At 63.4% G+C, this 17,727-nt stretch carries 20 protein-coding genes and 1 pseudogene; 2 read left to right on the forward strand and 19 right to left on the reverse strand.

The genetic code is table 11. From position 1 onward, the window contains the following. Positions 1–1,524, forward strand: a complete 1,524-nt coding sequence (locus HTY53_RS13365; RefSeq protein ID WP_174107018.1) for an amidase — start codon at positions 1–3, stop codon at positions 1,522–1,524. 134 nt (positions 1,525–1,658) lie between these two features. Here HTY53_RS13365 and HTY53_RS25045 read toward each other — a convergent pair whose 3' ends face one another. Further along, a complete protein-coding gene (locus HTY53_RS25045; protein ID WP_174107019.1) occupies positions 1,659–2,357 on the reverse strand; it encodes a DUF4145 domain-containing protein in 699 nt (232 codons plus the stop codon). 233 nt (positions 2,358–2,590) lie between these two features. On the opposite strand from HTY53_RS25045, the gene HTY53_RS13375 reads away from it, so the two are divergent. After that, entirely contained in the window at positions 2,591–3,430 is an 840-nt protein-coding gene (locus tag HTY53_RS13375) for a glycosyltransferase family 2 protein (RefSeq protein WP_174107020.1), read from the forward strand. 21 nt (positions 3,431–3,451) lie between these two features. Here the strand turns inward: HTY53_RS13375 and HTY53_RS13380 are convergent. The 18 genes and pseudogenes from HTY53_RS13380 to HTY53_RS13465 form a co-directional block, all read right to left on the reverse strand. After that, positions 3,452–4,252 (reverse strand): annotated as a pseudogene (locus HTY53_RS13380) (DNA adenine methylase). A gap of 162 nt (positions 4,253–4,414) precedes the next feature. Continuing rightward, on the reverse strand, positions 4,415–4,708 hold the full coding sequence (locus HTY53_RS13385) for a hypothetical protein (RefSeq protein WP_174107021.1): 294 nt from the start codon (positions 4,706–4,708) through the stop codon (positions 4,415–4,417). Between the two features lie 8 nt (positions 4,709–4,716). Further along, entirely contained in the window at positions 4,717–6,009 is a 1,293-nt protein-coding gene (locus HTY53_RS13390; RefSeq protein WP_174107022.1) for a hypothetical protein, read from the reverse strand. 2 nt (positions 6,010–6,011) lie between these two features. Further along, entirely contained in the window at positions 6,012–6,581 is a 570-nt protein-coding gene (locus HTY53_RS13395; RefSeq protein ID WP_174107023.1) for a YmfQ family protein, read from the reverse strand. After that, a complete protein-coding gene (locus HTY53_RS13400; protein ID WP_174107024.1) occupies positions 6,578–7,642 on the reverse strand; it encodes a baseplate J/gp47 family protein in 1,065 nt (354 codons plus the stop codon). Before HTY53_RS13400 ends, HTY53_RS13395 begins: the two co-directional genes overlap by 4 nt. After that, positions 7,642–7,992, reverse strand: coding sequence for a phage GP46 family protein (locus HTY53_RS13405; protein ID WP_174107025.1), 351 nt, complete (start codon positions 7,990–7,992; stop codon positions 7,642–7,644). The genes HTY53_RS13400 and HTY53_RS13405 overlap by 1 nt, the downstream gene beginning before the upstream one ends. Positions 7,993–8,042: 50 nt before the next feature. Further along, complete coding sequence (locus HTY53_RS13410) at positions 8,043–8,408, reverse strand: hypothetical protein (protein ID WP_174107026.1); 366 nt, start codon at positions 8,406–8,408, stop codon at positions 8,043–8,045. Positions 8,409–8,467: 59 nt separating this feature from the next. Beyond that, positions 8,468–9,073 carry a phage baseplate assembly protein V gene (locus HTY53_RS13415; protein WP_174107027.1) on the reverse strand — a complete coding sequence of 202 codons (606 nt, stop codon included), beginning with the start codon at positions 9,071–9,073 and terminating at the stop codon, positions 8,468–8,470. Next, positions 9,063–10,196: a phage baseplate assembly protein gene (locus tag HTY53_RS13420; RefSeq protein WP_174107028.1), complete on the reverse strand. Its 1,134-nt coding sequence runs from the start codon at positions 10,194–10,196 to the stop codon at positions 9,063–9,065. The genes HTY53_RS13415 and HTY53_RS13420 overlap by 11 nt, the downstream gene beginning before the upstream one ends. Then, a complete protein-coding gene (locus HTY53_RS13425) occupies positions 10,180–11,496 on the reverse strand; it encodes a DNA circularization protein (protein WP_174107030.1) in 1,317 nt (438 codons plus the stop codon). Before HTY53_RS13425 ends, HTY53_RS13420 begins: the two co-directional genes overlap by 17 nt. Further along, positions 11,496–13,613 carry a phage tail tape measure protein gene (locus HTY53_RS13430; RefSeq protein ID WP_174107032.1) on the reverse strand — a complete coding sequence of 706 codons (2,118 nt, stop codon included), beginning with the start codon at positions 13,611–13,613 and terminating at the stop codon, positions 11,496–11,498. The genes HTY53_RS13425 and HTY53_RS13430 overlap by 1 nt, the downstream gene beginning before the upstream one ends. 131 nt (positions 13,614–13,744) lie before the next feature. After that, entirely contained in the window at positions 13,745–14,125 is a 381-nt protein-coding gene (locus HTY53_RS13435) for a hypothetical protein (RefSeq protein WP_174107034.1), read from the reverse strand. Beyond that, positions 14,125–14,499: a phage tail protein gene (locus tag HTY53_RS13440; RefSeq protein ID WP_174107036.1), complete on the reverse strand. Its 375-nt coding sequence runs from the start codon at positions 14,497–14,499 to the stop codon at positions 14,125–14,127. Before HTY53_RS13440 ends, HTY53_RS13435 begins: the two co-directional genes overlap by 1 nt. Positions 14,500–14,526: 27 nt before the next feature. Beyond that, the gene (locus tag HTY53_RS13445; RefSeq protein ID WP_254599945.1) at positions 14,527–15,960 is read right to left on the reverse strand and encodes a phage tail sheath subtilisin-like domain-containing protein; all 1,434 of its coding nucleotides are present in this window, start codon (positions 15,958–15,960) and stop codon (positions 14,527–14,529) included. Beyond that, the gene (locus HTY53_RS13450) at positions 15,957–16,148 is read right to left on the reverse strand and encodes a DUF2635 domain-containing protein (protein ID WP_174107037.1); all 192 of its coding nucleotides are present in this window, start codon (positions 16,146–16,148) and stop codon (positions 15,957–15,959) included. The genes HTY53_RS13445 and HTY53_RS13450 overlap by 4 nt, the downstream gene beginning before the upstream one ends. Further along, on the reverse strand, positions 16,129–16,791 hold the full coding sequence (locus HTY53_RS13455; RefSeq protein ID WP_174107040.1) for a DUF1834 family protein: 663 nt from the start codon (positions 16,789–16,791) through the stop codon (positions 16,129–16,131). Before HTY53_RS13455 ends, HTY53_RS13450 begins: the two co-directional genes overlap by 20 nt. Beyond that, positions 16,788–17,213 carry a gp436 family protein gene (locus tag HTY53_RS13460; RefSeq protein WP_174107042.1) on the reverse strand — a complete coding sequence of 142 codons (426 nt, stop codon included), beginning with the start codon at positions 17,211–17,213 and terminating at the stop codon, positions 16,788–16,790. The genes HTY53_RS13455 and HTY53_RS13460 overlap by 4 nt, the downstream gene beginning before the upstream one ends. 3 nt (positions 17,214–17,216) lie before the next feature. Then, positions 17,217–17,651 (reverse strand): HI1506-related protein, encoded by a 435-nt coding sequence (locus tag HTY53_RS13465; protein ID WP_174107044.1) that lies wholly within the window; start codon positions 17,649–17,651, stop codon positions 17,217–17,219. Positions 17,652–17,727 lie beyond the last annotated feature (76 nt).

Raw genomic sequence — 17,727 nt, forward strand, 5'->3', positions numbered from 1 at the left:
ATGTCCGACCACAACGCACTGACTTCGCTGTCCGCCGTCGAACTGCGCCGCCTGATCGGCGCCCGGCAGATATCGCCAGTGGAACTGCTGGAGGCCTGCATCGCGCGGATCGAGCGCTACAACCCGCTGATCAACGCGATCACGGCCACCTGCTATGAGCGCGCACGTGCGGAGGCGAGGGCGGCCGAACAAGCCGTGATGCGCGGCGAGTCGCTCGGCCTGCTGCATGGCCTGCCGCTCGGGGTAAAGGACCTGGAGGCGACAGCCGGCCTGCTGACGACCTACGGCTCGCCGCTGTACCGAAGCAATGTGCCCGCGCAGGACAACACACTGGTCGCGCGGTTGCGGCAGGCCGGCGCGGTGGTCGTCGGCAAGACCAATATTCCCGAGATGGGCGCGGGCGCGAATTCGCGCAACGCCGTGTGGGGTGCCACCGGCAATCCGTTCAATCCGAATCTGAATGCGGGCGGATCGTCGGGCGGGTCGGCTGCCGCGCTGGCAGCGGACTTTCTGCCGGTCTGCACGGGCTCCGATACGGGCGGGTCGTTGCGCATTCCCGCCGCGAAATGCGGGGTGGTCGGCTTTCGCCCGTCGCCAGGCCTGGTGCCGAACTCGCGCAAGCTGCTGGGATGGACGCCGATCTCGGTGGTCGGCCCGATGGGACGCACGGTCGCCGATGCCTGTTTGCAGCTGGCCGCGTCGGCTGGAGAATCGGCGGGCGATCCGCTCAGCCACACGGTCGATCCGCTGTCGTTCCTGACGCCGTCGCGCGTCGATCTGTCCGGACTGCGCGTGGGCTGGACCGAGGACTTCGGCAGCTGCGCGGTCGATCCCGATATCCGTCGCGTCTTTCGCGCGCGCATCGCCGCGATGCGGCATCTGTTCAAGTCCTGCGAGGAAGTCGCGTTCGACCTAGGCGACGTGCATCGCTGCTTCGACGTGCTGCGCGCCGAGAGCTTCGTGGCCTCGCTGCGCGACACCTACGAGCGCGATCCCGACAGCCTCGGTCCCAATACACGCGCCAACTACGAGATCGGCGCCCGCATGTCGCTGGTCGACAGCGCGTGGGCGCAGGCCGAACAGACCCGCATCCTGCAGCGCTTCCAGCAGGCCTTCCGCGAGTACGACGTGATCCTGTCGCCGACCACGCCGGTGTCGCCGTTCCCGTGGACCACGCTCTACGCCGACGTCGTGGAGGGTGTCCAACAGGAGAACTACTACCGGTGGCTGGCGCTGACCTATGTGGTGACCTTGACCACCCATCCCTGCATCGCCTTGCCCTGCGGCCTCGACGAGGCGGGCATGCCGTTCGGCCTGCAGATCACCGGCCCGTTCCGCGGCGATATGCTGACGCTGGGCGTGGCGCAGGCGATGGAATCGGCGTTTGCGTCGATGCCTGGCTTGTCGCGTCCCAGACCGGACCTCGACAGGCTGACGCCGGCCGAACCGGACTTGCGGTCGATTGTTACGGCGCCGCCGGAGTTGTTGGGGGAGGCGGCCCCAGCGCAAGTCTCGGCGGTGTAGGCGAACGGAACACCACCGGGCTCGGGGGCGGAATGCCCCCGATAGTCAAAAAAAAGCGGACCGCTGTAACGTCGCGGCGCGCTTGGCACGTTTTTGCACGTCCTTTGGCGTATTGCCTGACGTGCAAAAACACCTTAAGGGTCTTCGTCTGAGCCCTTTTTCGACTTAGCCGTGCTGGGGGGCCTGGGTGGCACCCTCTCCGCCATGCGTTTTACCTCGGGCTCGTGGATGTAGAGGGATTCGATGACGTGCTCCATGATGTCGACGAGGGTCGTCAAATCGGACTCGCTTGGGGTATGTCCCCGGTGGATCGTCGCGCTCCCAACATCCAGGACCGATTCAAGCCTTTGGCGCATGAGCAGGGAGACGTGTCCTTGGTTGTAGAGCTCGTTCAGATTGCTCGAAAAGGAGCGACGATCGCCGCCGATCTTGTCGATCATTGCCTGCTCCAGCACTGCTCTGACACCCATGGCCGCTAGGTGCGGTTGGTTGTTCTGAAGTGCTCGATACACCTCTTTGCATATCATGAGTGTGGGGTTGCCAAATAGCGGCGACTGCAGCCACCACTTGGCCATCCAGCTAGGTTCTTTCCGAAATGACGGCGGAGGGTAATAGGTAATCGCATCGGCGCCGTGGCCGCTTGCATACCAGTCCTCGCGCAACTTAACACTGTGACATCCACCGCATTGCAAGGTGTAGTACGTCGTCGTCTCGACGTAATGGTCCTCTTCGTCCTCGTACCGTTGCGTGGCTATATGAAGGACGTGGTGCCACTTCTCCGGACCACAACTGTTGCAGAACGCCGTGACCTTTTGGCCAATTTGCAGCCCCATACGCCCCCCGATATCTAAGTCTTGCGCTCCATCGCAAACCGCTGGCGCATTGCGCGGGCGATGGCAGCACAATCCGTGGTGCAGGCCCACAGCTGTCTGGCGATGGAGCCAACGCGCCGGCCATGTACAATATGGCCCGCCAGCGGCCTGGTCAGCCGCTCTTTAGCGAACCTCATGCATTGGTTAAGAACCGATGATGGCCCGAATCTTACTCAAAAAAGAGAGCCGTCCCGATGCCAACCGTATCAATCGTTGTTCCATGCTTTAACCAGGAACGATTCATTGCGGAGTGCCTTGAATCCGTTCTGTCGCAAACGTATCCCGATTGGGAGTGCATCGTTGTAGACGACGGCTCGACAGACGGCTCCGGCCGCGTAATTGAAGCCTTCGTGAAGCGCGACGCGCGATTCACCTATGTCCGCAAAGAAAACGGCGGCGTTGCTTCGGCCAGAAACACAGGCTTTGCCAAAGCAATCGGCGAGTACTTTCTTCCGCTGGACGGTGACGACAAGCTGCATCCCCAGTATCTGTCCAGCGTGATGGACTGCTTCGTCAGATATCCTGAAACGACGCTTGTCCACTGCAGGACAAAGCTTTTCGGGGCCAAGAACAAAGTTTGGCGTCTTCCGTCCTACAGCTACGAAAGGCTGCTCTGGAGGAACATGCTGGTCAACTCCTCGGTGTTCCGCCGTGCCGCCTTTGAGCGCTCCGGCGGATATTCCGAGGAGATGGTCCATGGCTTCGAAGATTGGGAGTTCTTCATCAGACTCCTCGACCGTGACTCGGTAGTGAAGGAGGTTAAACGGCCGCTCTTTTACTACCGCGTTAGCGAGAAGTCCCGGACCAATGAGCAGATCCAGTCGGGAAAAATCGAACAGTCCATGCGGCTGATCTACGCTCGCAATGTGCCGATCTACGAAAGCCATTTCGCCAATCCGCTGCAGAGCTTTTCGAGAATGCTGGACGAATTTGCGCCGACGTACACCGGTCGCTACAAGCGACAGCTTGCCATCGTCCATAGCTCTTATATCGCGGCGCTAACCCTGCTGGGAGCGGCCCTTCTGTTTAGGTGAGCCAGAGGGGCCGCGCCGCCGTTAGAAGAGCTGCCCAAGGGCCTCGGGCGTCCAATTCATGATCACCAGTTCCTTGCTGATCTCCGGGCGTCCGTAGGCGTTTGCAACGCTGTACTTGATGTCCAGCTCCATCATGTGGTGCCCGTCAAAAGCCGCTCGGATGTCTGGGTGGTCATTGATGGAGACCATGACGCGCCCTTTACAGGTGCGCATCATTTCGCACATCTCCACATAGTTTTCGAACTCAAACGGCACGCCATATCCCTCCGTCTGCCAGTACGGCGGATCAAGGTAGAAGAGGGTGTGCGCTCGGTCGTAGCGTCGCATGCATTCTTGCCAAGGTAGATTCTCGACGTTAGTGCCGGCGAGACGCAGGTGCGCTGCGGATAGATTTTCCTCAATGCGACAAAGGTTGATCATCGGCGCGGTGGTCGCCGTACCGTAAGTCTGGCCGTCGACCTTTCCGCCAAAGGCGTGATGCTAAAGGTAGAAGAACCGAGCAGCCCGCTGAATATCGGTGAGGGTTTCGACCCGTGCCATCTGCGCCCACTTAAACACCTGCCGACTCGATAGCGCCCACTTGAACTGGTGGACGAACTCTTCCATATGGTGCTGCACGACGCGATACAGGTTGACCAAGTCGCCGTTGATGTCGTTGATCACTTCCACTGGCGCAGGAATTTGCCGCAGGAAATACAGCGCCGCGCCGCCACAGAAAACCTCGACATAGCATTCGTGAGCAGGGAAAAGAGGGAGCAGCTTGTCAGCCAAACGGCGTTTGCCGCCAAGCCATGGAATGATGGGGTTGGGACTGCCAATCATGGGTAATGCGCAAGCCTTTTCTTAACGGTTAAACACTGGTAGGCTTTGCCCCGCTGCGTCGACGCGGTCGGGGGCTTGGCCTTGGCTTGCAGGCTGGTTCTGCGGGCCCGGGATGCGGCGGGATGCGCCAACATCCCGCCGTAACCCCGTTATTTGCGATGGCTATCCAGCCTGGATCATCTCGGCGACATCGGGATTGGCCGCAAGAAACGCGCGCAGCTTCTCCATAGGGTCGATTGGCGAGTCGTTTGATGGCGGCGGCACGTAGTCGCCTATGGCGCCAAAATCGCCTGCAATCAATCGCTCGAAGATTTCGCGTCCATGGACCTCCGAGTCGTCGGGCGACGCATTGAAATCCAGCACACGGTCCAGGTGAACGAACTTGACCTTGCACTGGATCATCGTTTTCTCGGCGTTGATCCAGCGCGGTTCAGTGACTTCTGTGTATTTCAGCATGGTGGTCCTTATGCAATGCGACAGAGCAAACGCACAAGCATCCCTCCGCCAGCGTTCACAGTGCCCCGGTCCTCCCACGATCCCGGTCCAACGGGCGGGTTGTTCGCGGAGTTGTCCAAGCGGTACGAACCAACGCCGTTGTTTTGCATGACGGACAGCGGCGCCTTTCCGGCCATCGCACCATTGAGGTTGCCGACAGCCGTGTTGAGGCTTCCGATGGAGCCCCAAATCCATCCTCGGCCAGCACAATGAATGTCGCCGTCTCCCTGAAACCGGAACACTTCGACACCTGGTGTCATCAGCACCATCGAGGAGCCGTCACCCGCCTCAACCAAGCGCCATTCGAAGTCTTGGTTCGCGTAGCGCTTGAAGTCGACAAAGGCGCCTTCCGGTCTACATAGCTCCATCGTGCCGGACTGGGTCGCAAGGACGAAGTTGTTCGCGTTGTCCTTGCCCGTGCGGAGATCGCCTCGAATGGCCAGGCCACCATCATCGTAGAAGCTCATGACGATGAGCTGGTACGCGTTGTTGACCATCTCGAAACCAGAATTGCCACCTCGGAGCCAAGCACGGCCACCGTTGGTGGTCTTAAGGGCGATCTGCCCGTATGTCCCCGCGGCCGATGGCGCGATGAGCAGATCTCCGGTCATCGTGTCGCCAGTGCGGTTGACCTTGTTGGCCGCGCCCTCGACGTCGGCAACGGTCCGCCACGTATTCCACGCCGCGGCGACTCGCGTCCGGAAGACCAAGTTCTCCGCATTTGCGGACAGCTGAACGGCGGTCACACCGGCCCCGAAACGCCGCTCAATATGGAGCATCACCGAGGTGCCGTTCGGGACGTTCTTCGTGCCCACCAACGTATAGATGCCTGTGATATTGGCGTCGTTCGCATCGTTCGACGCGATGAGATCGGCAAACTGCGCCGCCGTTGCCAACCCGCCTCCGATGCCGAATCGCAACAGCTTCTTGAAGACGTGCTCGGTGTTGGCGATCGCAGTACTGTTGCTCTCCACCGCGGCCGTCGGCGCCTTCGGGGTACCTGTCAGTTCGGGCGATTCAAGATTGGCCTTCTTGGCCAGCGCGTTGGCCAGGAGAGTCTTGATCTGGTCCTCTTTGGCCGGATCGATCTGACCTCCCAGGCCGGTGATGAGGTTGATCAGCTCGCCTTGCACCGAACGGACCGCATCTTGAACAGCGTTCAGCCACAAGGCTTTGACGATGGTTCCGAGCGTCCCGTCCACGGGATTGCCATCGTGAAATTTGCCGTCCGGGGATTCGATCGGCTCCAACTTGTCGAGCATTGCTATGCCTCCTGATAGGCGAAATAGACAAAGGTGTGCGCCGGCTTCAGATCCTGGAACATCCCCTCGATCACTGGATCACCAAACACCGACAGCGGCTCACCCGCCGATGACTGGCCGGCGCGGAAACGGTAGAGCCGGAGCTGACCGCTCTTAACAACCACCTGCCACACCCAGATGATGTCTTCCGCCCAGAGGCGATCGCCTGCGCGATTCACGCCCGCACGAAAGGGCTGCGGCTCATTGATCGAGATTTCATAGCCGAGCCCTGCGGCCAGCCGTTTGAAGTACGGGATGGATAAGCCGCCCACCTCCGCCAGCTTGGCCAGGACAATCTGCAGCCGCTGCTGATAGGACGCGCCGGCCGCGGGCGTGATGCCGCAGACCCGCTCCCAATCCGGCAACAGCTGCTCAGCGAAGAATGGCGTGATCGCGCCCTCGATGCGGCGCACAGCGGCCATGGCCTGGTCGAGCGCCTTGCCCTCGACAGCCAACTCCACTGCGAGCGCTGGCTCACGGGGCGCATAGCTCTCCGGTGGCAACAGACGCCCCAACAGGGTCGCGTGCATCATGGCATCTTCCTGACCGTTACGGCTCCGAGGCGCAGCCATTCCACCTTTGTGGCGTCGACCACCGGCACGACGTTACTTGCAGGCGTCGGTAGGGACCGGTCAACGACGCCTGGGATGTCGGAGATAAGCGCTTCCATCCGACTTCTGTATGCAGTCTCCCCGGGTATCAACGCACCGAAGTAGAAGCCCAACGCGGATTCGATCTGCGCCTTGGCGGCTGCCTCGTTGACACCGTCCAGCTTCACCGCCGTATCGACCGCCACAACCTTCTCGGTGGGGGCTAGCACTAGGCTGTTCTTCGCCGTAACCGGGCGTACATCGTCAATGTGGGCCTGCACCCTTGCGATCGTTTCCGCTGAAGGCAGGGCGCCACTGGACGTGATGACCACGTCGACGGTTCCGAGGCCGCGCCGCAACGGATAGACATATGCCGCAGATACGCCGGGCACCTCCATCGCCCAACGCCGGTAGTCGTAACGATTTCCGCCAGCGGGCGGACGGCGGATCAGCTCAAGCAGTCGCAGAAGCAGCTCGGCATCAGTTTCCTTGTCGACGCCGCCTGTCATCGTCACGACGGAGATCTCTGTCGCGATTCCAGGGGGCGGCGCCATCAGCGTCCCCGATGTTCCGGCAGGGGCGTTGCCTGCGACGCCGGCAATGACGGCCATGGCAGCGACTTGCCCCATTCCATCTGCGCCAATGGCTCCGGGCTCGGTCGTAACGTACTGGCGATCGCCGATCTTGCCGGCCAAGCCGGCGGCGACTGCGGAGCCAGGGGTCCCGCGAACTGCGAATTGACCTCGCGATGCAACAGCCGGCTTATGACTCAGGCCGCGCACGCGGGCATGCAGCGCCAGGTACTCCGAATCAGCGGTGTCAGGGAAGATCTGCTTAACGACCCATGCCTGGTGCTCGTACAGTCCTTCAATGGCGCTAGCAATCGAGCTGTAGCGCACGTAGTAGTCGCTATCGACGCTCGTGTCTGCTGTCGGACGGAGCGACTTCAGGTCACGCAGGAGATCGTCGCGGATCTGAGTGAAGCCTGGAATGACTTGCGGCATCAGATGACCCTCACAGGATGCGTGAAGTGACGGTCCTCGCCGGAGGCTTGCGTGACGGTGATATGAAGTAGCAGCCAGCCGGAGCGCGGCCGGGACGTGCGGACGGTGATGGCGGTGGCCCGCCCATCATCGAGCAGCGGTTGCAGTGCTTGCTCCGCGTACTGGCGCGCAAGCACTGCGACGCGGGCCACGTCCTTTTCGCGCTTTAGTTCGTGAAGGCGGGAACCCAGAGTTGGATCGGCCCACCAGCTGCCAAGCGGGGTGGCTAGACGCAGATACACCGCATTGGCCAGCGTGTCTGTTTGCCGGCCGGTGTAATCGCCAGTGGTGGGGTGGAGAAGCGCGTCCATGCCCCGATTCTCGGGGCATGCGCGTTATGGTGTGATGGTGAGATGTGTCACTACTCGTCGTACTCGCGGCCAATCAGCTCGAGGCCATTTGGCGCAAGTGCGATGTTGAAGCGCTTAAAGTGCTTAAAGAATTCGCTAATGGACAAATCCAAATCCACGGATTCAAGAGGAAGCTTTCTCTCGGGGTGTTGCAAAGCCTCCTCGAATTCATCTGCACGGTGGCCGCGGACAACAAGAGCCGAGATGCTAATGAAGTTCTCCCCACCCGCATAGAACGTTACACCAACCACGGTATCGCCGTCCTTGATTAGTCCTGATTCCCGGACATAGTCTCGAATGCCCGCCAGGTCTGCATCGTCGGCAGCAACTTGCCCCCGCCAGTCGTCATACTGCACCCCCGCCGAAAAGTATGCCATTTTGGCCTCCGTTGTTAAGGAGCCTTGATGGTACGCCATTCGAATCTCGCCAGTGGCGACTATGGCCGCGGCGGGTCCGTAATGGTCCCATTCTCGACGTGCCTATGGTTCACAAGACTGACGTTACTCGCAGTGACGTCGACTGTTGCATGCAGTGAGCCATTTACCTTGGTGCCGTCCCCTCCCGAAACCTCGAGCCCGCCTTTCCCTGTCATTTTCCCCTCGGCCAGTACTTCCTTAGCGGCGCGCACCTTGGGAGTATTGAAGTCGACCATCGTACTGGCATTAACGCGGAAGATGTCTGTGGTCACCTCGACGACACGGCCTCGTCTTAGATGCACGGCATCTCCCTCGTCGGTATAGAGCGCGACCTCGCCGCTCTTCAAGCCCTTGAGCCGATACTGGCCGTGCTCGGTGGCGATGATGATGCCGTGGCTGGTCTTCCCGCCCACCGGCACGATGACAGCCATCGTGCCAGGCGGCGGGTTCGAGGTCAGGCCATAGTGCTGCATCAGTTCATTGTCCTGCAGTGCTTCGCCAGCCAATCCTTCTGCCTGGACCAATTGCACCGCAGGCGAGCTGTTCACGCGACCAATCACGCCGCGGAACGTCTGACGGATCGCCCCGACGGCTCGCTTGATCCGTGCATCGACGTCACGCCACATCGATGATCTCCAGCTCTTCGCCGCTCTTGGTCCGGGCACGGCCGCGCTTCTTGGCACGCTTGTGCGGATGCGCGTCCAATATCCAGACACCGTCTTCTTTGAGCGTCAGCGCTGTCGTCGTGCCGCGGCCACGGCCTCCCGTGAACTTGCGGGCCATCAAAAAGAACACCGCGTCGATCTCATGGGGTTCGCTCAGTACATGGACTCGCTGTCCAGGCGACCACAGCACACCGCCACTGGTGCGATGCCCCCGCACGGTGGCCGTCAACGTGCGGCCACGCAGGCGTGCGTCGGACAACAACTTGCGGGCGCGGGACCTCGCGATCGCTGTATTATCAGCATCGTGGTCGATATAGACCCGTGGTCGGTAGATGCCGCGGTTGGCCAGCGCCGCATCACGGACTGAAGCTCGCAAGGCATTGCGACCGACCTCCACGCTGGTGCCATGAGCCTGGCCAAGTACCGTGATGTCTGAGTACCGGTCTGCGATCGATCGGACATGCTGTAGCGATTCCACGTTGTTGCCTTTGCCATCTCGACGCATCACCAGCGAAGCGACGGGCGGCGCGGCATAGTCCGGGCCTCCGACCACCAGCGTTCCATCAGGCTCGAACCATGGCCACAGACCGTTTGCCTCTGCCGCGTGTACCAGTGCATCCCATGCGGACTCGCCTGGCTCGACGTTGACCTTCTCGCGGGTGGCGACGGCTGCGGCATCAATCCGGATGCGGGAGATTCCCAGCGGCTTAACGACATTGGCAACGATGTCCTGCAGCGACGCCTGTTTCGAGACAAAGATCGGCGCGGAACAGTCCACCAGGATGGCGGCACCGTCGCGGCCGCTCAGGGACAGCGTATGCCCGCCTCTCGAGACGCGGTGTGCGATCTCGTCGATACGACCAGTCATGACCTTGTCCTGGCCAATGCGCACTTCGACGCGTTCCCCTTCCGTCACGATGGGCGGGAATTCGCCTCGAGGCAGACCCAGCTCCACCTGCCAGGCGTCGGCTGGAATCAGGAGATCCGAGTCGATGTCGTAGCTGCTCCAGGTGCTGTGGACCTTCCCGCCAATGAGAAGGCTCACCTGTTCGTCGACGCGCGAGTGGTCATCGTGCGTAGGCATTGAGCAGATCTCCGGGTTCGAGGAAATTCGGATTGCGTAGTGCCGGGTTCAAGCGCAGCAGTTCCCCCGCTCGGCGGTAGTCCCCGTACCAGCGGAAAGCGACCAGATGTAGGTTTCCTGCTACCTCGACGTTTCGCCGGATCAGCGGCGGCCGGACGTCGATCACGGCGATCGCCGCCTCCTGGACGCCATGCGCAGCGTCCCGCAGCGCTTCGATCACCGGCCGCGCGGTTTCGATGGGGTAGATCTCGCGATGGATGTCGATCGCATCCTGGATGGCCGTGCGGGCATCGCTTGCGATCAGTTCGACGTCGACGGGCGACAGGCTCGGTTCGTCGGCCTGGCCAGCAAGGATCTCCCCGGCCGTGGCAGCCTTGACCGTGGCCACCGCGGTCTTCACCAATGCCGTTACCACGGCGACATCCTCGGGCCGCGCCGGGATCGGCTTAAGCGCGGCCACGACGCCAGGGTTGCCGGAGCCATCGCCTGGCGCACCGCCGGGAGTACCGGGCGCCGAGCCCCCTAGGTCAGCGCTGGATGCCGTGCCGGCCGCGACGCGCGCCGGCAGCTCCACGATCTGCCCAAGCTGCCGATCCAAGTCCTTCCAGTCGCTGAGCAACGAAGCGCGGTCGAACGAACGCAGGTCCACCAGGTGATGCAGCATGCCAACTACGTCGGCGACGAATGCCCGCGGAAAGTCGATCAGGTCCATCGTCGTGCCGGTGAAGCCCTGCACCACGCTGCGAAGCCCCCCCAGCGTTCCTGTCAGGACCGAGCGCAGATTGTTCAAGCGCGTCAGGTTCGTCTTGACCGTCTTGACGCCTTCCAGGGCCGTCGCGAAGATGCTGGTGCCAGACTCCTGCGCCACCTCAGCCAGTTGCGTGGCTGCGGTGGCTGCCTGCGCCGGCAGCTGCTGCACAAAGAACGGATTGCCAGGCGTGGCTTCCTTGAAGGTCAGATCGACGGTACAGAAGTCGGGAGCCTCGGCGTCATGCACGACCTGGTAGTCGAGCACTTGCACGCTCGGGATGCTGCCGTAGATGGGATGCACCAGCTCGGCCGGCCCCCGCTCATCGCAAGCCTTCAGAAACGCTTGCAGCCGCGCTTCGTAGTCCTCGCCGAAGAACACGGCGCTGATGGCGAACCGGCGCGCCTTACGGCCGAGGTCCTCTGTGTCTTCGCCGTCGACGTAAGGGTACTCGTGTCCGGCCACATCGCGCGGGACGTCGTCTTGCGTGCGCCGGCAGTCGAATCGCACGCCCCGGAAGGACGCCTCCTGCAAAGTATCAGACCAAGCCATCAGTTTCTCCTTGCCGCGACGGCGTTCGTCTGGTTGACGGCTTCGGCGACCTGCCGGCCGTCGATCGTCAGCGTGCTGTGCACCGTAATGGGCTGCGGTTGCTTGGCGGCTTCGGCCTTGAACAAGGCATCGCCGAGCAGCTTGCCTAGCTTATCGCCGCCGAGCTGGCCCAGGATGCCACCGGCGATCGCACCGATCGCGGTCCCGATGCCGGGCACTACCGAGCCAGCGGCCGCGCCCGCGGCGGCGCCGGCGATCGCGCCGCCGGCGCCGCCAGCTACGCGGGTGTATTCGCTGCGCTTCTGCGCGTCCGACAACATCTGGTTGTTGCTGACTGAGTACGCCTCCAGCCCAGCGCCGGCCAGCGCGAGGGCGCCGCCGAACCGAGCGGCACGGGTTGCCGCCGCCGCTGCGCCGACGCGGCCCGTCGCTTCGCTGGCCAGGCGGGCCGATCCCGCCCCGCCCATGCGGCCCGTCAGTACGCTGGCCAGGCTCCCGGCCATCGCTGCCGCCGCCAGCGCCTTTATGGCCGTGGTGGCGCCGACGAGCGACGCCGTCAGACCGGGATACTGAGCGCCGTACTCGGCCAGTTTGCTCGCTACGTCTCCGACCGCGCTGTTCAAGCCGCCCAGCGCGTCGTACTGACCCTTCTCCCATGCGTTCTGTCCCTGTTGGAACTTGAACGCAGCTTGCTCGCGGATAAATGCCTGGTTGACGTTGAGCGTGCTTTCATCGCCCTGCAGAATCCCGGCCTTCAGGTCGGTGTACTGCTTGGGGTTAAACAGCATCGGCAGCAGCGCCAGCATGGCTTGGCGGTCCTGGATTGTCTTGCCGACGCCGCGGGACTGCAGGATGTCGGCCATGCTGCCGTACATCGCCGACTTTTCCTTATCGTCGCCGCTGGCTGCCGCCATCTTCTGCAGCCGGACGAACTCCTTGTCCGCCTCTGCGACTCGGCGCACCAGGCGCGTGAAGGCTTCGATGGGGTCGACACCTTCGCTGCGCGCCTGCGCGAGCGTGCCGTACAGATCGATGCCAGCCTCGCCCTTGCGCTTGTCGCCCATGGTGCGCGACGACAGCTTGGCAAAGTCCTTGGCCGTATCGGCCGAGGTGATCTTCTGCAGGAAGTTGACGACATTGTTGCCGGCGTCGTCGCTGCTGCCAGCGGCCGTCATGGCCAGTTGGCTCGCGGCCAGGATCGACGCCATGCCGTCGGTTCCGCGCAGGCCGGGCAGCCCGCCCATAGCCAGCATCTTGGGCAGCCAGGTGGCCATGTCCTTCAGCTCGAAACCGCCGAGCTGGCCGGCGCGCAGCGCCATGCCCAGCGCCTTCGGGATCTGCTCGATCGGAATCTTGGCGTTCTGGACTGCCGCCATGACCACACCGGTCATCTCCTGGGCACTGGAGCCGGCGGCGGTCGCCGCCTTGGTGATCATCGGCAGCAGCTGGCCAGCCTCGTCCGGAGAGAAGATCCCGCGCGCGATGAGCATGTCCAGGGCGCCGGCCGCGTCCTCGCGCGTGCCGCCTTGCGCCGTGGCGTTGGTGATGTAGCTTTCGAGCTGCGCCTTGCCGGCCCGCCGGCGGGCAAGCTGCTCTTCCTCCGTCAGACGCCGGCCGTTCTCCTCAGTGTCCGAGAAGGCGGTGTTGGCCATCTGCGCCAAGCGCATGTCGTAGCTGGCGACTTGCCCCATCGGTCGGGCCATCATGGCGGTACCCGTGCCAACTGCAGCGCCGACAAGAGGCAAACCACGCGCGCCGGCGACCATGCCACGCTGGAGCTGGTTGACGCCGGCCATTTCGCGTCGCAGCTCCGCCACGCGGGTGCGCATGGCATCGTAAGCTCGGGACTGCTCGCGGGCGGACATCGTGCCGGCGTTGGCCAGGCGCCGGTATGCTGCCTCCGTTTGCCGGATTTCGCGCTGGATCGTCTGCTCGGCCCGCACGCCGAGCACTGCGCGGGCGTCGCTCATCCGGCGGGACTCGCGGGCGAGCCCAGACATCGAGCGTTCGGCACGCTCGCTTCCGGCGGCGACTTCGGTGAAGACCCGCGTCATCGCGCGCGTCGCCTCATCGGCTCTAGCCCGTACCCGCAGGCCGACTTCCATCTCGGTCGCCATGGCTTACTTTCGCTTCCTATTGCGCTTGCTGACGATACGACGCTGGGTGACGCCGCCTTCCGGCGGCGCCGACTTACCGCCGCCGTGCAGGCGGAGGATGGCGGTCAAATAACCCTCCAGCTCCTGGGCCGTCAGCTGGCGGACGCCGGACTCGGGAAAGCCGTATCGCCCAAGGAGGACGACGGCTGCCCGGTAGTCGGAGAGGTAGCGCTCGCGCGCCTCCGCTTTTTTTTGAGCGCCTCCCGCTTCTCGACCAGGACGTCGTAGTCCTCGTCCACCAGCCCGCCTACCAGCTTGGCCGTGATCGCTTCGGCCGGGATATCACCCAAGCGCACCAGGCACCGCGCGAGCATCGCAACGTTAAGGCGCAGCGTCGACGTCGCGCCCACCTCGTCAATCGCGGCGATGTTGTCGTCGATCGTCGGCAGGCGCAGCTCGAAGTCATAGTGCAACTGGCCCGAGCCCGCCGGATACTCGGCGCCGTACAGCAGTTCTCCGGTTTCGGTCAGCATCACTCGATCACCTCACGCAGAGCCGCCATACGGATATCGCGGCGGGCTTCGTTGTCGACGCTGTACTTCGCACCCACTTCGGTGGTGAAGCAGTCGTAGTAGCTGGTCCGCTGGCCGACGCCTTCCAGCGGGTGAACAGTGACCTTGGCGCCCTCGATCTTCGACCAGGCCGGCTCCCCCGATTCCGGGATGGCGACCGTCACGGTCAGGTCGATCTCAGAGATACCCCGGGCGAAGCCCTTCGCCCGGCCGGTACGGTTCATGGTCTTGACCAGTTTGCGGCCGGTCTTCGTGGACACGTTCAGATCGAGGACCTCCACCTCTTGGCCGTCGATCTCAAGCACGATCGCGCCCGCGTATTCTTCCAATGCCATATGGCTCTCCTAGCGTTGTCCTTAGCGTTACAGCAGCAGGTCGATCCGGCCGGCGAACACGTGCAGGCCATTGACGACGTCGCACGGGATCTTGGCGTTCAGGCGGTTGACGTCCTGGCTGTCGTCTTCCACGATCAGGCCGTCCTTGTTGGCCTCGACGTTTTCGACGATCTCCAACTCTTCGAGCTTCGTCAGCACGTCGAGCAGCTCGCTGCGCACGCGCGGCGCGGTTCGCCGTGACTTCTTGTCACGTGGGAACCGCAGCGCGATCCGCTCCCGGCATGCCTTGCGCACGTAATCGAGCGTCCCGATCGTGGTGATGTCGAGCAGCGAGACGTCATCGACGCCTTGCGGGTCCTTGATGTAGGTGGAGATCGCTCGCACGATCTGGACCTTGTCGCCAGGGCCAATCTCGAACGGCGACAGGCCGTTGTAGAGCGCGTTCTCCTGCTCGGTGCGGCCGGGCCGGTCTTCCGGGTCCGTGACGTCCAAGCCCTCCAGGGGCAGCGTGTTCAGGGGCCGCGCCGGGTCTTCCTCGCTTGCGATGACTGCCGCATACGCTGCGGCAATCTCGCACGGCAGCTTGCGCGATCCGGGATGCCAGCCCATCGTGACGCGGCCACCATTGATGGCCTTGGCCAGCGTCGAGGCGGCGGCCAGCGTGCCAGGATGGCCGGCGGCACCGCGGGCGCCGCGCATTTCCATCGGGCCGGACACGGCGTCGAGATGGGCGCGAAGCGCCGTAAGCGCAGTGGCCGTCGTGAACGGCGACGCGATGATGTTGTGGCCCGCGGCGAAGACCGCCGCCAACGCGGGCGCGAGGTCCGGGTCGTTGAGACCGCCGGCCATCGGGACGACCGTAGCCGTCACACCGTTGCCGGTCGACGTCGCGCGCAGCTTGATCCCATTGCCGGCTTCGCCCTTGTTCCGTGCCGTCAGCACCACCTTGGTCTTGTCGTTGACGTCCAGGGCGGCGACAACTGGTAGGTCGGGCTGCTTGCCGAACTGCTCAACCAGGTTCGCTGCCAACGCTTCGGCCGTATCGTTGGCTGCGAAGGCGATATCGACGCGGGTGTCACCGATCCGAACCGTCAGACCACCACTACCGCTAGCCGGTCCGGCAAGCGCCACGGAGCCCGCCGCCGCCACGCCGGCTTCCGCATCGTCGACTGCGATCATGGTCAGTTGCACGTAGCGGTTTGCCGTGATGGCAGCTGTCGCCATCAGGTGAGCATACGAGCCACGCCCAAACAGGTCCGCGGCTTCCTGGTCGCTGAACACGTCGACGGGGACGAGCGCCGGATGGGCGCCGGACGCCAGGCGTTGGCCAACCAGCAGCACTTTCTGCAGATTGGTCGGCAGGGTGCGCACCGCCAGCTTGGTGTTGTACTCGAAGTACTTGCCGGGCTTGCGGATGCTCGACGGGATCGAATCGAAGCTGATATTGGGGCTGGCCATCATTTGCCTCCGGTGGCCCGCTTGCGGGCGTTGGGTTCGTTGACCTCGACCAGGTCGCCGTCGCGCAAACGACGCAGGTAGTACGCGGTGCGATCGACGGTCTGGGCCTCGGCGTCCGAGATGTATTGGCGCGGGTTGTGTTCCTTGGGAACCAGCACGGCGGGCGCCGCTTTAACGCGGATCTGTTCCATGGGTGATTTCGTCCTTTGCGTCCGGCTCCGACTGGCCCGGATGCAGGTGGTAATTCAGCGTGGTACGCAGGAGATCAGGAGTCGGTGGGTCGAGCTGGCCGTCGTAGTCCTCGAACACGCGGTCCGGGTGATCCGTTCCGACCGGCTCCGGGAAGGCTCCGAGCGGCAATACTTCCTCGGTCCAAGCGGTGTGGAACTCCAGCGCAAAGCAGGAGAACGATTCCCTGGACACGATGATGTGGCGCAGGGTGCGGACCCGGCCCGGTACCAATTCCCGAATGGGCAATCCGAGATCCTGCTGCGCCAGCAAGCGCCGGACGGCGTAGATCAGCTGGTTGGTGCCGACCTCGTGCTTGCTGGCACCGCCGTGGCGCGCAGCCTGCTCATTGCGCAGGCTGCGCGCACCGACCATGACGGCAAACAGCGCTTCGTCTTTCCATGCCTGTTTGCTGGTGCCGGTCCAGCGGGCCTCACGGACACCGCCGAAGGTCACCCAGGCGGCAGGAAAGCGACGGACCACCTCGCCGATCTCGTCGTCCAGCTCCCCGCCATAGGTTTCGACCGAACTGACCATGCGACCGAGGCCACGACGCAAGCGGTCGACCAGGGCTAGCTCGACAGCCGTGATGATGGGCACGCTCACATGTTGCTCCAGCCGCGGCGAAACACCTTCTCGCCTGCGTTAAACATCACCGGGTTGTCGGCCGCCGGCACCTGGCCAGTGGCAGGCGCTGGACCGATCGACACCGCGCCGCTGGCGACCTTCTCCAGGAAGCGCACCGCGTTCTTGTAGCGGTCGTTGATCTCCTCGGTCGTGCGCATGCCCGTGCCGCAGAGCCGGTACCGGGCGATGTCACAGCACAGGCCCGCCAGGAACCGCGGGGCCTGCGCAAGCGGAACGGCATAGCGGCCGGCCAGATAGGAATCGATCTCAGCGCTGGCGTCTGCCAGTCCAGACTCCAGCACGGCCACGTCGATCTGTCCGGCGCGCTCACGGTCGGTCAGCTCGATCAGCTCGTCTTCACCGAAGCGGGCCGCCATGTCGCTCTGCGTTGCGTAGGCCATGGCTTACTTGCCGTTGCGCGCCTTTGCGGGCGTGCCGGTCTGGCCGGAGGCGGCTTCTTTCGCGACCAGGGCCGCTTCGCGGTCTGCCACGGCGCGCTCGGCGGCTGCCACGGCTTCCTCGCGGTCCTTGATCTCGCTTTCGCGCATGTCCAGGTCATTGGCGCGGTCGTTCAGCTCGGCCGCCCACTGGCGCAGGCGCGCTTCGGCACCGTCGATCGTGGCCTGCGGCACGTCGACCACGCTGCCGTCTTCGCCGATCACGACTTCAGCTTCGACAGCGACCAGACTCGGGTCGCCCTTGATCGCGGCCAGTTGTGCCGCAGAAAGCTGTTCCAGCGGGATATTTTTCGGCTCGGCACCGAACTCGAATCCAGCGCGGCGAAAGGTGTGCTTGCGGCTGACGACGCGGAGCACCTTCACATTCTTGGTGGCCATCATGGCTCTCCATGCAATCGGTTTAACCTGCCGGAACCCAGTCACTACTGCCGAAGGTTCCGGGTTGCCTTCCTCCGTG

Origin of the sequence: Cupriavidus gilardii, from assembly GCF_013314895.1 — a bacterium.
In the GTDB taxonomy this organism is placed as follows: Bacteria; Pseudomonadota; Gammaproteobacteria; order Burkholderiales; family Burkholderiaceae; genus Cupriavidus; species Cupriavidus gilardii_C.

What these genes read in the sequence shown, in the direction of transcription:
- HTY53_RS13420 (WP_174107028.1), bottom strand. Translation starts at nt 10,196, where the DNA reads ATGCCTACGCACGATGACCACTCGCGCGTCGACGAACAGGTGAGCCTT.
- HTY53_RS13425 (WP_174107030.1), bottom strand. Translation starts at nt 11,496, where the DNA reads ATGGCTTGGTCTGATACTTTGCAGGAGGCGTCCTTCCGGGGCGTGCGA.
- HTY53_RS13465 (WP_174107044.1), bottom strand. Translation starts at nt 17,651, where the DNA reads ATGATGGCCACCAAGAATGTGAAGGTGCTCCGCGTCGTCAGCCGCAAG.
- HTY53_RS13400 (WP_174107024.1), bottom strand. Translation starts at nt 7,642, where the DNA reads ATGCCGCAAGTCATTCCAGGCTTCACTCAGATCCGCGACGATCTCCTG.
- HTY53_RS13375 (WP_174107020.1), top strand. Translation starts at nt 2,591, where the DNA reads ATGCCAACCGTATCAATCGTTGTTCCATGCTTTAACCAGGAACGATTC.
- HTY53_RS13365 (WP_174107018.1), top strand. Translation starts at nt 1, where the DNA reads ATGTCCGACCACAACGCACTGACTTCGCTGTCCGCCGTCGAACTGCGC.
- HTY53_RS13460 (WP_174107042.1), bottom strand. Translation starts at nt 17,213, where the DNA reads ATGGCCTACGCAACGCAGAGCGACATGGCGGCCCGCTTCGGTGAAGAC.
- HTY53_RS25045 (WP_174107019.1), bottom strand. Translation starts at nt 2,357, where the DNA reads ATGGGGCTGCAAATTGGCCAAAAGGTCACGGCGTTCTGCAACAGTTGT.
- HTY53_RS13440 (WP_174107036.1), bottom strand. Translation starts at nt 14,499, where the DNA reads ATGGCATTGGAAGAATACGCGGGCGCGATCGTGCTTGAGATCGACGGC.
- HTY53_RS13415 (WP_174107027.1), bottom strand. Translation starts at nt 9,073, where the DNA reads ATGTGGCGTGACGTCGATGCACGGATCAAGCGAGCCGTCGGGGCGATC.
- HTY53_RS13450 (WP_174107037.1), bottom strand. Translation starts at nt 16,148, where the DNA reads ATGGAACAGATCCGCGTTAAAGCGGCGCCCGCCGTGCTGGTTCCCAAG.
- HTY53_RS13410 (WP_174107026.1), bottom strand. Translation starts at nt 8,408, where the DNA reads ATGGCATACTTTTCGGCGGGGGTGCAGTATGACGACTGGCGGGGGCAA.
- HTY53_RS13405 (WP_174107025.1), bottom strand. Translation starts at nt 7,992, where the DNA reads ATGGACGCGCTTCTCCACCCCACCACTGGCGATTACACCGGCCGGCAA.
- HTY53_RS13385 (WP_174107021.1), bottom strand. Translation starts at nt 4,708, where the DNA reads ATGCTGAAATACACAGAAGTCACTGAACCGCGCTGGATCAACGCCGAG.
- HTY53_RS13390 (WP_174107022.1), bottom strand. Translation starts at nt 6,009, where the DNA reads ATGCTCGACAAGTTGGAGCCGATCGAATCCCCGGACGGCAAATTTCAC.
- HTY53_RS13395 (WP_174107023.1), bottom strand. Translation starts at nt 6,581, where the DNA reads ATGATGCACGCGACCCTGTTGGGGCGTCTGTTGCCACCGGAGAGCTAT.
- HTY53_RS13435 (WP_174107034.1), bottom strand. Translation starts at nt 14,125, where the DNA reads ATGCTGACCGAAACCGGAGAACTGCTGTACGGCGCCGAGTATCCGGCG.
- HTY53_RS13430 (WP_174107032.1), bottom strand. Translation starts at nt 13,613, where the DNA reads ATGGCGACCGAGATGGAAGTCGGCCTGCGGGTACGGGCTAGAGCCGAT.
- HTY53_RS13445 (WP_254599945.1), bottom strand. Translation starts at nt 15,960, where the DNA reads ATGATGGCCAGCCCCAATATCAGCTTCGATTCGATCCCGTCGAGCATC.